The organism is Lysinibacillus sp. C5.1, from assembly GCF_016350185.1.
In the GTDB taxonomy this organism is placed as follows: Bacteria; Bacillota; Bacilli; order Bacillales_A; family Planococcaceae; genus Lysinibacillus; species Lysinibacillus sphaericus.
This window is the reverse complement of the sequence record NZ_CP066226.1, coordinates 2,383,058-2,397,902: the sequence shown is the minus strand read 5'-3', so window position 1 is coordinate 2,397,902 and position 14,845 is coordinate 2,383,058. Positions and strand designations below refer to the sequence as shown.

Annotated in this window: 14 protein-coding genes; 2 read left to right on the top strand and 12 right to left on the bottom strand. The window is 36.0% G+C overall.

Features of this window, described 5'->3' with window-relative positions; all coding sequences use genetic code 11:
- Positions 1-58: 58 nt before the first annotated feature.
- The 12 genes from I5435_RS11590 to I5435_RS11535 all read right to left on the bottom strand — a co-directional run bounded on the left by I5435_RS11590 (position 59) and on the right by I5435_RS11535 (position 12,322).
- On the bottom strand, positions 59-514 hold the full coding sequence (locus tag I5435_RS11590; RefSeq protein WP_024361705.1) for a MaoC family dehydratase N-terminal domain-containing protein: 456 nt from the start codon (positions 512-514) through the stop codon (positions 59-61).
- A gap of 4 nt (positions 515-518) precedes the next feature.
- Entirely contained in the window at positions 519-2,687 is a 2,169-nt protein-coding gene (locus tag I5435_RS11585; protein WP_025219513.1) for an acetate--CoA ligase family protein, read from the bottom strand.
- Positions 2,688-3,054: 367 nt separating this feature from the next.
- Positions 3,055-5,097 carry a helix-turn-helix domain-containing protein gene (locus I5435_RS11580; RefSeq protein ID WP_337982272.1) on the bottom strand — a complete coding sequence of 681 codons (2,043 nt, stop codon included), beginning with the start codon at positions 5,095-5,097 and terminating at the stop codon, positions 3,055-3,057.
- A 269-nt stretch (positions 5,098-5,366) separates the two neighbouring features.
- Positions 5,367-6,044: a DUF6946 family protein gene (locus I5435_RS11575; RefSeq protein ID WP_337982271.1), complete on the bottom strand. Its 678-nt coding sequence runs from the start codon at positions 6,042-6,044 to the stop codon at positions 5,367-5,369.
- A gap of 95 nt (positions 6,045-6,139) precedes the next feature.
- Positions 6,140-6,649: a GNAT family N-acetyltransferase gene (locus I5435_RS11570; protein ID WP_024361701.1), complete on the bottom strand. Its 510-nt coding sequence runs from the start codon at positions 6,647-6,649 to the stop codon at positions 6,140-6,142.
- 310 nt (positions 6,650-6,959) lie between these two features.
- Positions 6,960-8,681, bottom strand: coding sequence for a sensor domain-containing protein (locus I5435_RS11565; protein ID WP_024361700.1), 1,722 nt, complete (start codon positions 8,679-8,681; stop codon positions 6,960-6,962).
- A gap of 359 nt (positions 8,682-9,040) precedes the next feature.
- On the bottom strand, positions 9,041-9,211 hold the full coding sequence (locus I5435_RS11560) for a hypothetical protein (protein WP_024361699.1): 171 nt from the start codon (positions 9,209-9,211) through the stop codon (positions 9,041-9,043).
- The gene (locus tag I5435_RS11555; protein WP_337982270.1) at positions 9,208-9,363 is read right to left on the bottom strand and encodes a transcriptional regulator; all 156 of its coding nucleotides are present in this window, start codon (positions 9,361-9,363) and stop codon (positions 9,208-9,210) included. Before I5435_RS11555 ends, I5435_RS11560 begins: the two co-directional genes overlap by 4 nt.
- Before the next feature lie 200 nt (positions 9,364-9,563).
- Positions 9,564-9,713 carry a hypothetical protein gene (locus tag I5435_RS11550; RefSeq protein ID WP_024361697.1) on the bottom strand — a complete coding sequence of 50 codons (150 nt, stop codon included), beginning with the start codon at positions 9,711-9,713 and terminating at the stop codon, positions 9,564-9,566.
- Positions 9,714-10,031: 318 nt separating this feature from the next.
- Positions 10,032-10,535: a DinB family protein gene (locus I5435_RS11545; protein ID WP_229389730.1), complete on the bottom strand. Its 504-nt coding sequence runs from the start codon at positions 10,533-10,535 to the stop codon at positions 10,032-10,034.
- 75 nt (positions 10,536-10,610) lie between these two features.
- Entirely contained in the window at positions 10,611-11,567 is a 957-nt protein-coding gene (locus tag I5435_RS11540; RefSeq protein ID WP_024361695.1) for a tyrosine recombinase XerC, read from the bottom strand.
- 341 nt (positions 11,568-11,908) lie between these two features.
- A complete protein-coding gene (locus I5435_RS11535; RefSeq protein ID WP_108030330.1) occupies positions 11,909-12,322 on the bottom strand; it encodes a hypothetical protein in 414 nt (137 codons plus the stop codon).
- Positions 12,323-12,398: 76 nt separating this feature from the next.
- Between I5435_RS11535 and I5435_RS11530 the strand changes: the two genes are divergently transcribed.
- Both I5435_RS11530 and I5435_RS11525 read left to right on the top strand, forming a co-directional pair.
- Positions 12,399-13,889: a circularly permuted type 2 ATP-grasp protein gene (locus tag I5435_RS11530; protein ID WP_025219520.1), complete on the top strand. Its 1,491-nt coding sequence runs from the start codon at positions 12,399-12,401 to the stop codon at positions 13,887-13,889.
- A complete protein-coding gene (locus tag I5435_RS11525; protein WP_080653292.1) occupies positions 13,843-14,805 on the top strand; it encodes an alpha-E domain-containing protein in 963 nt (320 codons plus the stop codon). The genes I5435_RS11530 and I5435_RS11525 overlap by 47 nt, the downstream gene beginning before the upstream one ends.
- The last annotated feature ends 40 nt before the right edge of the window (positions 14,806-14,845 follow it).

The following is a 14,845-nucleotide window of genomic DNA, read 5'->3' as shown; positions in this document are numbered from 1 at the left end:
CCCTTAGTTATCGAGTGAAAGCTGAACGAAGAGCGTAAATCTTCGTTCAACAGTATCGTTACGCTTTAGCACTGGCTAATGCGCGATAAATGATATTGGTGCGACTAATTACGACAAGCTCCCCGTTTTCATCTTTCATTTCTGTATCCATTACTAAAAACTGCATTGTTCCATTTTTGCCTTCTTTCTCATAGACATTTGTTACCTTCATCTGACAATGCAAACGATCTCCAGAGCGAATTGGACGTTGATAAATAAACTCTTGTTCACCATGTAGCATGCGACTGTAATCCAATGGCAAGTTAATGCCTTGTCCACTGTCAGCACCTATCGCAACTGGAAAGCTCGGCGGGGCAATAATACCACCGTAACTGGTTGATTTAGCAAAGGCTTCATCCACATATAATGGATTTGGATCGCCGATTGCTTGTGCAAACTGTCGAATATGCCTTTTCTCTACTTCAAAAACATAGTGGGGTCCTGTTAAGCCAATTAAACGTTGATCTAGTTCCATCTATTTACCTCCCGACTACTGACTTTTCTATTACATCTTTATTGATGACAATCATCGCGTCTGCCGCCTTTACACCGTCTTCGTAAACAATTAAAGGATTGATGTCTAATTCTTCTATCACCGCTTCATTTTCCGTAACAAGCTGCGATACCTTGAGTAAGACATCAATAATGGCTTCGATATCACTCTGTGCTTTGCCACGTGCTCCTTTTAAAAGCGCTTTCCCTTTTACTTCTTCTATCATTTCAACGGCATCAGCTCTCGTTAGTGGTGCGACCCTAAATGAAATATCTTTAAAGACTTCAACAAAAATACCGCCTAATCCAAACATAACGACAGGACCGAAATTCGGATCTTTTGTCGCGCCAATAATCACCTCTGTTCCTTCTGGTAGCATTTCTTGTACGGCAATACCATTGATTTGCGCATCGGCTTTATAGGTTTTCGCATTGTGATAAATTTCAGTAAACGCTTTCATTACTTCGTTCGCTGATTGCACATTAAGACGAATAGCATCGGCCTCAGTTTTATGAGGGATATCTGCTGAATCGACTTTTAAGACAACAGGATATCCAATAGCATTGGCAAATTGAACCGCTTCCTCTGCTGTAGTAGCCACCGTACGTTTCGTTGTGGGAATGCCATAGACATCGAGTATGTCCGTAGCTTGTGCTTCGCTTAGTGTTGTTCCACGAATATGTGAAATGTCTATCCGTTTGATTGTCGTGTCCTCTTGTTGGTGCGTTTTTTGCTGATGCTTTCGATAACTTTCGCTATATTCTACAAGCTTCGCTAAACCTTTAATTGGATTTAAATCACCTGGTATAACGGGAATGCCATTTTTCTCAAGCGTCTCTTTCCCTTTAGGAACAGACATACCGTCCAATGGGAATGTTGTAATAAAAACGAATTTATCGGAGTTTTTACATAGCTCAATAAACTCCTGAAGGTATGGATTATCCGCCTCCCAGTACAATGGAAATTCCGTTAAAATAATATTATGCACTTCTGGATCAGCAATGAGTGCTCGTAATGGCGCTATATACAGCTCGGGATTGGTTACTGAAGCGGCTGCCGTTAAGTCGATTGGATTGCTGGCACTTCCGAAAGAAGGAATGTGCTTTTTAATCTCAGTCTTCGTCTTTTCACTTAGTGGTATAATGTTTAAGCCTAAACCTTCACAGCGATCTGCTTCGTTAATGCCCCGTCCACCAGAACTAGTAATTAACACCGTATTTTTTCCTTGTGGTAGTCGATTGGATAAAAATAATTTTGAAAAAGTAATAATATCTTCATAGTCATCGACTCTGACAATGCCACTTTGTCTAAAAAATGCATCATAAATTAAATCTGAACCAGCTAAGGAGCCTGTATGTGAAGCAGCTGCTCTACTGCCAGCTGTACTTCTGCCCGTTTTCATTAACGCGATTGGCTTTTTGCGATTCAGCGCTTCTTTTGCTAAACGTCGAAGCTTCTTAATATCTTTGGCCCCTTCTAGGTAGCCTGTAATCACTTTTGTTTTAGGATCATGAATCATATATTCCACTACATCCGAAAATTCTGTTTCCATTTCGTTGCCGACACTTGCAAAATAATTAAAGCTTAACCCTTTTTGTGCAGCGGCCATATATGTTAAAACGCCAAATGCTCCACTTTGCGAAACGTAGCCTACTGCTTTTTCTTCATGCAATGGCACTGCCAAAATCGCTGGTGAAAATGTGCCAATCATACCATTCGTTGTGTTCACTAGCCCTACACAGTTCGGGCCAATAATACGAATGCCATGTTCTTTCGCAATGGTCGCTAAATCTTGTTGTAACATGACACCTTCTTCACCAATTTCAGCGAAACCAGATGCGAAAATAATGGCAGCTTTCACCTTCTTTTTAGCACATACTTGGAGATTATCCTGAATTTGCTCTGCTCCTACACAAAATATAGCTAAATCTACTTCATCGGGTACAGCTGTGATCGAAGGGTAGCATGGCAGACCTTCTATTTCACTAGCTTTCGGATTAATTGGATAAATGTCTCCTTTAAATCCACCATCGATTAGCGCTTTCAATTGAATGTAGCCAATTTTATATGGATTGGTAGAGGCGCCTAGTACTGCCACAGACTTTGGATTAAACAAAGGTTCTAACGTTTCATAAGCCTTTAATTCTTTCTTCATTATTTCACCTCGGTTTCGAATAATAGAAAACACTTGATTATGTTGTCCATTGTATCGAACACGTTTTAAAGACAATGAAAAAAAGAAGCTGTAAAATAATTTAATTATTAGGGAGGGAAAAAAAGAAAAATAAGTAAATAGCGTAGGCAAGGCAAGGGCTAAAATATTTTTATTTTCTTTGATGCACACATTAACCACGACTTCTACACACGATGACCTCGACTTAAGGGTAGGATAACGGTAAAAATGGCAATAGGAGCTAACTATAAATGAAGATTAGAAGCGGATATAGGTGGGAATAAAAAAAGCGACCTATATACCGTATTCAAACGATAGATAGGTCGCTTTATGCTAATACAATATTCTTTTAATGAAATTTTTGAAGCCATCGCTTTATGTTGTTTTGAATTTTGACAGAAGGGGTTTTGATGCCTCGCTCGATATTACTTATATATGAAGGTGAAATTTCAAGTTCTTCAGAAACTTGTAAAAGCGATAGATTAAATTGTTTGCGTATGGCTCGCAATTGATTGCCAATAGTAGCCCCCTTGTCTTTATGTTGTACGCTATCTTGGATATAACTTATAGAATGTGTTGTATTTCTTGTCTTTTCAATGGACCGGTATTGTTCTTTTATAAGTTCAGGTGGTTCAACAAGAATCGTAGCATCTAACCATAAGCGCACCCATCCCTTATGATTGGCGATGGATTCATCCCATTTATGATAATGCCATGCAGCAAGAACGCCATCTTCGAGTAATTGGTCTAGCGCTTTTTCTAAGCGATCTCTCGTGCGAGAAGGTGTACGTTCATTGATATTTTCTCCAATTGCTTCTAGCAACGTTCGGATTTTATTTGGCTGTAAGAAATCGCCCTTTCTTGCTTGCGTTCGCCAACGCCAACTCAAATAGCGTGCCAATCTTTTTTCCCATTTTTGACTATAGGGGTTATAATGCAACGTTTGAATCGGTAACAAGGCAATTTGTCTTCCAGAGCCATAAAGATACTTTGTAAAAATTTTATCGACTGTGACCGTAAATGTTTTTTGATTGTCTATATGAGCAATATTATATTCATTTCGGTTTTCATCGACAAAAAGAAATGTTCGTCCTTGTAGTTTTGTTTGAACAGGCTTGCCTTTTTCATAAATCGTTGCTTTATTTAATTCGAGCCATAAGCTCTGAATTTTTGTAAGCGATTGCAAAACTTTGTCTTTTTGTTGTTGCTCATACCCACCTCTTCGCCCTTCGCCTCCTAATTTCGGCTTTAAACCACGAATCCTCAATAAATCATTAAAGTGGATTTCAATAATATCTTCAACATACCTTGCTTTAGATAGAAAGATACTACATAAGGCATCAAACATATCAACGTCTAAATCCGTTAAGCTTTGTGCTAGATTTTGGCCTTGTTCAATCTCTGTATGTGTGTCGATAGGGCCGTCATTATATTGAAACGGGCGTAATTGGATTAAGCCTTCTACATGTCCTTTGACTAATGGTGTAGTCGGCCAAGGTGTAGTGTCGATGGATTGAAAACTATTTTTATATAATGCTTCTCGGACATACTGATACGGTGCATTATTCATGACATGGAGGTGCTGTTCTACCCCTAATGAAAAAATTAAATTTTTACTATGTGGTAAGGTATCCTCGTTACTCGAGTTTGCGATTTGAAGCATGGAAGCAATTTCTTGAGCGTTTAAATCCGTGAGCTTCATTAATGCAATAATAGTATGAAACCATTGCGCCATATAATGATTGACGATATTTGTATATTTTGAAATAAACGATGCATTAGATGCTAGATTTTTCGTTATTTGCTGAAAAAATACGTGATTTAATTCCTGACTGCTCAACTGATGCACCTTTTCAGAGCCTAACGTACTTTCTAGTTCTTCCAGTACCCACTCTGTTAAGTAGACTTGAAACCATGAGCAAAACTCTTCCCACGCATTATCTTCACCTAGAAATGTGTTCGCCTTAATCATTTGCTCCATTCGATGAATATATCTCTCGTAATGAAGTCCGTTATTATGCATCGACGTCCGCTTCTGCGTTTCATTTAGCTGGTCCTCATATTTTTGCAGTAAAAACGAAACGATGTTTTTGGCAATTTCAGTGATAACACGATTTCTAGAAGAAATTCGTAAGTTCATAAATAGCTGTTCACTCTCTTTATAGGTACGATCCCAAATAACAAACGAGTTGGACATCACATTTTTTGTCAACGTAATTTCTTTCGTCGCTTGATCATTACTCGCTATTTTTTGTTGTTCGTAGATACAAAGTACATAATAGTTATCAATTTTATTGATCAACTTTCGATTCATTGTAGTCCGATTAATCTCATTTCGTAGCATTTCCAATTGGTTAAAGGCAACATTGTCGTAATCATTTTTATTTATCATGAATACCTCCTTGAAAAAATGCGAACCCAGATGACTTATAACTTGTACTATATGTGTATAATGGTCATTTTAACACCTATTAACAGAATATTCTATATTTATATTTTAGATAGTGTTAAAGTAACTATGTATCTATTAAAAACGAAAAGACCTCTTTGAAAATAAAGAGGTCTTCTGGTGTAGGCAAAATGGCTCGAAAAATCCGATGCTCTTTCGAGTTGATAGGAGCGGAGGGTTGCGGCTAATGATATGTCCGCAAGAGCGCCCATTTAAATACTTTTTACATCTGTTATCCAACTAAAATACAAATTTACGTGATTAAACTGTATTGGACCAACAATCGTATTTTGCTTCGGGGATATATGAAACAGCTCAACAAATGCTACGAAATCTTCAAACCATGCGGTAGTATTGCTAAAAGAATGGACTAGTATTAGGGCATTATGAGCATTTACTCGGTTTGCTTCTATTAAAGCGGATGCTGCTCGATGTAATAACTGATACCTTATCTTTTTCACCGACGCTTCTTCTAAAGCAAATAATTGGAGTAGATAAGCTAATCTTTTCCTTTTTCCTTCACTTGGGTTGTCTCCTAACCAGCTATCAACAGTTTTTCCAAAAGGTTCTGCTACTTTCCCTTCTATCATCATCGGGATAAGTTCATTATGCGCTTTTGCGAGTATATAAAGGTCCGTTTGTGAACTTGCATTTCCTCCAGGTAAAGCTACCTTGTATTCAGGAAACCCAAATAATACTTCAATATTGTGAAATAAAGTAATGTTACTATTTTTAAATACATTGTCCACGGTGTATGGCAAATTATTTGCATTCTCCCAACTAACAGCTAATTCAAAAGCAGAGCATCCTTTTTTCCATTGCTTTAGAGGATCTGCAAGGTATTCTTTCCACGACAGTATGCCTTTTGACGGTACAAAAAATTTGCCCATTAGCTCACCTCATTATTATTTTTATAATTCATTTCATATTTTGCTATAGCAAAAAGAGTCTTCATTTTTTGATATGAAGGCTCTTTTTTAAGTCACTATTTTTGGGTAAATTTCCAATAATATAATGCAGCTGTTTCTTTATACAATTTCGCACCGGACTTTTCTAATACTCTATGGGATGCGATATTGTCTTTTTCCGTATCCGCAATAACACACTTCACATTGGGTTGATTTAACAACCAATTTTTCATTGTTTCAAGTGCTTCTGTCATATAGCCGTTTCCTTGATATTCAGGTAAAGTGTAATACCCAATTATGACTTCTCCATTGTTGTTTGGAAGTCCTTTTACCATAATCCCCCCAACACTACAATTTTGACTATGCGAGACGATGAACCAATTGGTATACCAAATATAATTATCCTTATCACGTAGTAACTTAGAAAGTCGAATTTCCATAGCTTGTTGAAGTTCCATACTTAGAGAACTACTTGATTCAATGAAAGAAAATTGTAGGTCTAACTTCTTTGGATTCTCAATAAGTAGTTTTAGATTATCTGCACTTAGCGGTAGTATTCTTAATCTTGCTGTTTTTAATTCAATCATCATGATTCTCCTATTATCATTTTTGGCATCTTTATTAGACAAAAATTTTAAAATAGGTATATATTATTGGCAGCTACTCCCATTTCATTATTGTTTAGATTTAATGCAAGCAATCTTCGCTGATAACAGCTTGCTGTTTGCACGCCTATCGTTCTTTTAGCAAGAGCAAAGGCGAATTGATTAAGTGTTTAAGCAATTTCCCTGAATGCAACTTGTTAGAACCAAATTATACCATGAATTTCTTGCAGCCACAATTCATACAATAATATTATTATGTAAACTATATTTAAGAAAATAAATCTAGCCCCATTTAGGAGTTAGATTTACTTGTTGGCGATTGATTTAAGATGGTTGTGGTAAAATCTTTCACTGATAGTGGTTTGCTAAAGTAATAGCCTTGTACGAAATCACAGCCATGCTCTCGCAGTACATTTAATTCAGCCTCTTCTTCGACACCTTCTGCTACTACTTGGAGATTTAATGCATGAGCCAAGGAAATCATTGCGGAAATCATTGCAATCCCTGTTTTCTCTGGTAAAATATCACGAACAAACGCGCGATCGATTTTTAACACATCTACTGGGAATTTTTTTAAATAATTTAAGGATGAATAGCCTGTTCCGAAATCGTCTAACGCAATAGTAATCCCTAATGCTCTTAACTGTTCAATAGTATTAATTAAATCTTCCGTATAGTCTAGCATACTCATCTCTGTAATTTCGATTTCTAATAAATGCGGATCGATTTTTGTAGCTGCAATGACATCACGTACCATTTCAACAAAACCAGGTGTGCTAATATGAATGGGTGATATATTGACAGCAACGCTTAAATTTGAATGAAATGTTTTGTTCCATGCACATACTTGTGCACAAGCTTTATGTAATACCCAAACACCAATATCATTGATAAGTCCACATTCTTCAGCAAACGGAATAAAACGATCTGGTGGCATTTGTCCTAATTCAGGATCGTACCAACGCAGTAAAGCTTCCATCCCAACAACTCGATCTGTTTTTAAATCAATTTTTGGCTGGTAATGTAGTTCTAGTATATCTTTTTTTAATGCTTGGTGTAGTTTGGTTTCAAGTAGTAACCACTTATCATTTGCCTCATCCATATTATGTCTATAAAGTCGATATTGATTGCCTCGAGTTGATTTTGCAGCATACATCGCTATATCAGCATTTTTTAATAAATCTTCTATTGTATTGGCATGATCCGGAAAAACACTAATACCAATGCTTATACTTGCATAAAATTCGTAAGCGTCTACGATGAAGCTATCATCGAAAACCCCAATTATTTCTTTTGCCATTTCTTCAATTCGTGAAACATCATTTAATATCATAACGAATTCATCACTATTGTGGCGATAGAAAGAGTTAGATGTGTAGTCTACATTACGAATACGATTTGCCATTTCCACAAGGAACATATCACCGATGATGTGGCCAAGTCCATCATTTATGTTTTTAAAACGATTCACATCAATGAAAAATAACGCAAACTTCTCACCTGTACGTCGAGATTGATGGAATTCATTTTCTAAACGTTGTTCTAACTTACGACGGTTTGGTAACCCTGTTAATTCATCATGATAAGCAATATGGGTAATTTTCTTAATATCCTTTTGTGCAGTAATATCTACTCGAATGGCAATATATTGATAAGGTTTGTTATTATCATCGAGGAAAGGAATGATTGTTGTTTTCACCCAGTATAAGCTACCATCTTTGGCGCGATTGCACACCTCACCATTCCACATATCTCCTTTACCAATTGATTTCCACATTTCTCTAAAAAAAGATTTAGGATGGAAACCTGAGTTTAGTAAACGGTGATCTTGTCCAATTAATTCTTCACGCTTATATTTCGAGATTTTACAAAAATGATCATTAACAAATGTTATTTTTCCGGTCCGATCTGTAATAGCAACAATGATCGAACTATTCATTGCTGAAAAAATATCTTGTAATTCTTTCAGGCTGTAGTTAACTTGATTAATACTACCAGGCGTGATATTCATCATTTTTCATTCTCCGTTCATTAAAATAAGAGGGTTTAGTACTTTTTCTTTACATAATAGTGAGGTATAAAGTTGTGGTAGCTGGCCCTTTTTTATGTAATTATATTATAGTCTTAGAAAAGCAGTTAATTCAACCCAAATATAAAATCTACAATTATCTAATTTTATAGATTTCAATAAATTAGACAAAAAAGAATGACTTTAAACGCACTTCATTCGACAATTTACCAATCTCAATAATTACATTTGTACTACTATTAAAACTATCGTTATACTATTTACCTTTAAAACAATAAAATAGATTCTTATAAAAAATTAAAAATGCCTTACTGTCACAGCTGGCAGCAAGGCATTTTTACATGTTAAGACACTTCATATTCAATTTGACCTCCCACAATTTTTGCTTGTTCATTGTAAGCATCTAGTTGTTCTTGTGATAAGTTTAATATATAGTAGTGAAAGTTTATTGGTTCTAATCCATGTTGATCACAAATCTGTCTGTAAAATTCATAGCCTTGTCGATAGTCCGTCATGCCAATAACTTCCTTTCGTGTGCTGCTTCATTGTAGCACGCTAATTGCTTTTGAGATAACTTATTCATATAATAATAAAAATTAATAGGCTCTAAATTAAACTGCTCGCATTTTTTACAATATAACTCATAACCTTCTCTATAATGTGCCATCCATTTCCCTCTTCTCTTTGTACTATAACAGTTGTTTATTTGTATAAATAATATATAACAGATATCGACTCAAGTCAATAATATTTCTGAAATTTCTTTCATATTAATCAAAGCCCAGTCCATGTATTTAGTATGGCTGGGCTTTTCATAAACTATTCACTTTGGCGTCCGTTATAACCACATCCTTTGTAGCGATTATTTTAAATTCCAAGTTGTTTTGCTTGCATATTATAAGCTGAAAGTTGTTGCTGTGATAATTGGATAATGTAATAACGGAATGAAATTGGCTCTAGCCCATAACGTTCACACATTTCACAATAAAACTCATAACCATCTCGATACTTTGACATATACAATTCCTCCTGCACAAACTGTTTTATAACAGTTGTTTTTATTTTTATTTAATATATAACAGATTATGTTGTTCGTCAAGTAAATATTCATAACGAATTGTAAATTAAAAAACCCGACTTCTGCGTAATCAACGTCAGAACTCGGGTTTTGATACAATTTTATAGTATATTTTTTAGTAAACGAAAAATTTGTCTCGGAATCCATAGAATGATATTCCAAATAATTTCTATAAACGCACAATTTCTTAGTTCTTTCAAATTGTTTTTCATAATCTGCTTTAGTTTTCTTTTCTTCATCGTAACTCCTAGTCCAAGTTAAATGACAATTCCTTTCATTTCATGTATTTGTTCAATGTGTCGTTGTTCATGCAAATACACTTGCTCAATCCATTGATTGAGTGGCAATGGTCCGAAGGCTGGGTGATTCACAGCTTTTTTAGCAAGTAAGGATGGCTCTTCTAGTTGAAGCAAAAATGTCGTTAGTTTCGCTCTTGTTTCATATAATAATGTCACCATTTGCTGGACAGCAAATGCTTCCTCTGTCGGTTCCACAATTTTTGGTGCTGCGAGCTTCTTTGTTCTATCTTTCATTAGTTTAACATTGATCGGTTCAGGTTTGGTATTTTCTTGAGAGGCTAACCCCCATGAAATGGCCTTCATTGTTGAAGTTTCTACTAGCACTAAATGATGACATATTTGAGCAATGCTCCAACTGTTTGCATCAGGTTTTTGATTAAATTGTGCATCGTTTAATACTTCTATTTCCTTTAATAGTTGTTCTCTCGTAGTACTTAATTGTTCAAGATATGTTGAAATCATATATTTTCCCCCTTCAGTTTTGACCCTACTCTGTATATATGCATCTTACTTGTTCGTATGCTTTTACGCTAGTTATTAATCAACAATATTAAAAGGATTATTCTCCAAAACATGTTGCAATTGCTCATCTTCAATATGGGTATAGATTTGGGTTGTAGCGACACTGGAGTGTCCTAGTATATGCTGTAAGCTACGAATATCTGCCCCAGCTTTATACATCATTGTCGCCGATGTATGACGCAATTTATGTGGTGTAAGTCTGTCCTTTTGTAGACCCGATTGTTTATTGATTTGCTTAACAATTTTAGCGACGGTTTGTCGTGTAAAACGTGTTCCTTTTTGCGAAACAAAAAGAGGCTCTTCCCCTTCCCCTTTGTATGGTGTTTTCCCACTCTGTTCATAATTATTTAGCGCTTGCATGCAACTATCATTTAAGTAAACCGTACGCTCTTTATTTCCTTTTCCGATTACGGTCAAATAACGACCTTGTAAGGATGAAGTATTCAGTTGGCACAGTTCAGATACGCGAATACCAAGATTTAAGAAAAACATCATCATGCAATAATTCCGTGGTGATGCGCGATGCAGTTGAATACCCTCAATAAACTGGGTCGCCTCATCCATATTCATGTATATCGGTTTTCTGCGTCCAATCTTTGGTGTTTCCAACTCCTCCGCTGGATTTTCTTCTATAAGGCGTCGTTTTCCTTTAATGTATTTGAAAAATGATTTTAAGGTAGCGACTTTTCGGGCTCTTGCGGAAGCAGAATTTTTACGTTGTACTTCACAATACTCCATAAATAAATAGAGATCTTCCAAAGTGATGTCACGGATTTCTTCTATTGTAATAGTAGCAATATCGACTTCGTTTAATTGCGCGATATCTATATCATTTTGCATAGCTAAATGAAAACGAAAGAATAAAGTGAGATCGTATTCATATTCTTTTCGAGTGCGTTGGGACTTTCCTTTGATTGTTGTTAAGTACACTAAGAAGTCTTTCATTATTTTAGGTTGTGGATTCTTTTGCATAAAATCACCTCTATTTTCTCTATTTTCTCTATTTTACCATAAAAAACGTTCCCAAATATAAATTTGGGAACATTATTGATAAAAAAATGCCCTTTCCCCCTTATTCGAACGTATGTTCTTATTTTAAGTAATTAAAAAAGATGATTTTCTACGTATGAAAAATCATCTTTTTTTGAAATTTTTTTGCAAGGTCTATTTATTTATGCATAAACGCGTCTCAAAATGAATATTAAACTCTAGTATACTACTATACGCTGAGACGAATCGAAAAATGATTCCATGGGTAATGATACGAGTCGATTCGTCTCACAATGCGCGTGGAATTTTTTGGTTATTTGTAGTTAATTAGCGAAAATGCTATATGTGCCATCCATTTGTTGTGTAATTTTCCAGTTCGTCGATAACATGCTAAGAAGCTTCGAGATTATGGCTTCGTCGCACACCAAATTCTTAATACCTGTTTCTGCCAATTGAAAGTCCTTCGTTTCTTCTAATTGAAAGCGAAGATGTAGTAAACGCTGAATGCCAGGTAATGTTACATATTTTATTCGATAATTACCATGCAGCGCGTCTAAAAATTGTTGCTCCCCTTCTTGATAAAGAGCCAGTGTTTCTTGAAATTCATAATTGGGTTCCTTTGTACGCCATGACGATACTTCCCCAGTTCGCAATGTCTGTAAGATTTCCTCGTCTGATATACCTAGTTTCGATAGCTTGTCTAACTCGTAAGCTTGCAATAAGTTAATGTTTATCATTTTTTACTAGCTCCTTTTATGTATTCTTTTTAGTGTAACATGTTTTGACTATTCCTTAAATTCGGAGGCGGTTCACATGATGAAATTATATGATTCGGGTTCTTTTTTTGATGAAATGATAGATGGTGACCAGCCGAAACCGCATTATCGCTCCTTCCATCGTAAACTAAGTGCTTTTTCTCAAGAACAGCTAGAAGAAAAATACCAGCAAGCACAATCGAGCTTCCTTAGACAAGGTATTACATTTACTGTATATGGTGCCCAAGGGGGGACAGAACGGACAATGCCTTTTGATTTTGTACCGATTATTATCCCACATGCACAATGGAAGATGATTGAGACCGGTATGAAACAACGTGTCAAAGCGTTAAATTGTTTTTTACATGATATTTATCATGAACAGTTAATTGTAACGGCCGGAATTATTCCCAAAAATCTTATCGAACAAAATCCATATTATTGTCGAGAAATGTTGGGTGTTCAAGTGCCAATAAATAATCATATTTTTTTAGCTGGCATTGATGTAATTCGTGATCAAAACGGTGTTTACCGCGTATTGGAAGATAATTTACGTAATCCTTCTGGCATTTCATACGTATTCCAAAATCGTTATGTTATGAAGGAAGTGTATCCTGAATTTTTTTCCAAACATACGATTCAATCCCTTGAAAAACAAATGACCCATATGAAAAAAGCGCTACTTTCACATCGACCACGAAATTTAAAGGCTCATGTTGAACCGAAAGCAGTCCTTTTAACAGCCGGTATGTATAATTCAGCCTATTACGACCATGTCTTTTTAGCGCAACAACTAAATATTCAGCTTGTAGAAGGACGCGATTTAATTGTGCAAAATTTAAAAGTTTATAAAAAAACCATTTACGGATTAGAGCAAATCGATATTATCTATCGCCGCATTGATGATGACTTTTTAGATCCTACTGCTTTTCGAGAAGATTCTTTACTTGGCGTGCCCTATTTAATCGAGGCTTATAAGGCAGGAAATATTGCAATACTAAATGCAGTGGGCAACGGTGTCGCAGATGATAAAGCGATGTATGCCTATGTCCCAGATATGATTCGTTTTTATTTAAATGAAGATCCTATATTAGAAAATGTCACAACCTACCATCTTGATGATGAAAATCAGCGGGCATGGGTACTAAAACATTTACACGAGCTGGTTATAAAAAATGTAAGTGCCTCAGGTGGCTACGATATGCTGATTGGTCCACATGCCAGTGCTGAAGAAATCGCTAGCTTCCGACAAAAAATAGTAAACCAACCAAATCAATATATAGCACAACCGACCATTCAGTTATCACGTGCACCTGCCTATCAGAATGGTAAATTCTATCCTTGTCATGTCGATTTGCGTGTATATGTCATTACAGGTGATGAGATATTTGTCCTTCCAGGTGGGTTATCTCGTGTTGCGCTAAAAGAAGGATCGTTAGTCGTAAATTCCTCACAAGGAGGCGGAGCAAAAGATACGTGGATATTAAAGGAGGAATTGCCGCATGCTAAGTCGAGTAGCAGACGCACTATATTGGATGGCAAGATATAGTGAACGCACAGAAACGAATGCACATATATTACAAGTACAGCTGTTGAATATGCTGGAGCAATCTGGTAAGGAACATGATTATCTCGACCATTGGGAAGCTATTTTAGATATTTGTGCTTCGAAAGAAGAATTTCTAGCATGCTATGAAGTCATTCGAGTGAATCCTCTTATTGAGTACTTGTTGTTCTCTGAGAACAATAGCAACGCTTTGCATGCAACTTTGCGCGCCGTTCGAGAAAATGCACGAATAACACGGGATAGTATCCCTATTGAGCTTTGGGAATTACACAATGCCTTTTATTTATATATGCAACAAGAAGTAACGGTGCAGAAACGGCCATTTCCGTTAATATCCCTAAATTATTTTTTACACAATGTACGTAAGACATCTTTAACGGTTACAGGACTAGTTGAAGACTCAATGGAACGAGATTTACCTTTTTATTTTATGCAAGTCGGCAAATGGATTGAACGTGCAGAAAAGACGATCCGTATGATATTAATAATGCTAGAGCAACAACCAATGACTAGCAATATAGAAGAAGCCGATGGGATATTTTTGCTTGATTTATCAAAAGCAACAGAATCTTATAAACGTAAGCACCATCAAACAAATTTACTATGTGTCATGCAATATTTATTACAGGATGCGCATTTTCCACGCTCCGTGAAGGTCTGTTTAAAAAAATTAGAGGAAGCATTTATGCATATTGAAAAAGACCATCTCACTGCTCGATTTGTAGCACTTAATACACCGTTACGAGCTTTGTTAACGGCCATTAGCGAGCTCAATTTATCAACATCTTCCTTAGAGGAAGCTATATTTTCAATGGAGGAAAGATTGTGTCAATGTATTGATTTTGGTCATACATTTTCAGCAATTTATCATTTATATGAACCCAGCCTACAAGCTTGAAAGGAACCACTTACAGCTCCCTTTCAACACGCAAGTCAGT